Genomic DNA, 1,101 nt, shown 5'->3' with positions numbered 1-1,101 from the left:
GCTGGGTCCACGCCGAACGGCTGGTCCACAGGCTCGACACCTTCACCGAGGCGGCCCGCCAAGCCAAGGAAACGGTCCGGTCCCTGATCTGGTGGGTCTACGCCGACCTGAAGGCCTACCGGGACGCGCCGACCCCGCGCCGCAAGGCCGAGATGACGGCCCGCTTCGAGCGCATCTTCAAACGCCGAACCGGGTTCGCCACCCTGGATCGCTTGCTGGCCCGATTGCGGGCCAACAAGAACGACCTGCTGCGCGTCCTCGATCGGCCGGAGATCCCGCTGCACACCAACGGCTCGGAAAACGACATCCGCTGTCAGGTGATCCGCCGCAAGATCAGCGCCGCCACCCACAGCGACGACGGCCGCGACTGCCGTGACGCCTTCCTCGGCCTGAACAAGACCTGCCGCAAGCTCGGTGTCTCGTTCTGGGACTACCTCGGTACGCGCCTCGGCGCCCCCGTCGCCTCCCCCGTGCCGAACCTCGCCGAACTCGTCACAGCGCGCTGCCACGCCTGACCGCCCGCACTTCTGCCCCGGTTACTGAAGCTGGGGATCCCGACCGGGTATACTCTGGCCATGACGCCGACGCCCGAGACCCTGCCCGACGATCCCGCCGTCCTGAAGGCGATGCTGCTGGCCAAGACCGAGGAGGTCAGCCGCATGGCGACGTCGCTGCGGGCCTACGAGGCGATGGTGGAGGCGCTGAAGCTGCGCATCGCCCGCCTGAAGCGCCAGAAGTTCGGGCGCAGCTCCGAGAAGATCGACCGCGAGATCGCCCAGCTGGAATTGGCCCTGGAGGGCCTCGAGGTGGCGCGGGCGGTGGCAGAACCCGCGCCGGCCGGTGACGAGGAGAGCGACACGGCGTCCGAGAACGACGCCCCTCCGAGCCCGGACCCTACGCCGTCGCCCGAGAAGACCACGCCGCGCCGTCGCGGCAAGCCCAAGGTGGCGCCGGACACCCCGCGTGAGCGCATCGTTCTCGACCCGGGCGAGCAGTGTCCGGCCTGCGGCGGGCCGCTGCGTCTGGTGGGCGAGGACGTGGCCGAGATCCTGGACTTCATCGCCGCCAAGCTGAAGGTGGTGGAGACGGCGCGGCTGAAGA

General features: G+C 69.8%; 1 protein-coding gene and 1 pseudogene. Both read left to right on the top strand.

Annotation, left to right across the window (positions count from 1 at the left end):
• Window positions 1-515, top strand: a 515-nt coding sequence (locus tag BLS85_RS18475) for an IS66 family transposase (RefSeq protein WP_143027276.1), incomplete at its 5' end; no start/stop codon positions are given.
• Window positions 516-701: 186 nt separating this feature from the next.
• Window positions 702-1,101 (top strand): annotated as a pseudogene (locus BLS85_RS18470) (IS66 family transposase); the annotation flags it as partial.

Source organism: Rhodospira trueperi (genome assembly GCF_900101965.1).
Classification (GTDB): domain Bacteria; phylum Pseudomonadota; class Alphaproteobacteria; order Rhodospirillales; family Rhodospirillaceae; genus Rhodospira; species Rhodospira trueperi.
The sequence above is the reverse complement of the archived record's forward strand: the minus strand, read 5'-3'. Positions and strand labels throughout refer to the sequence as shown.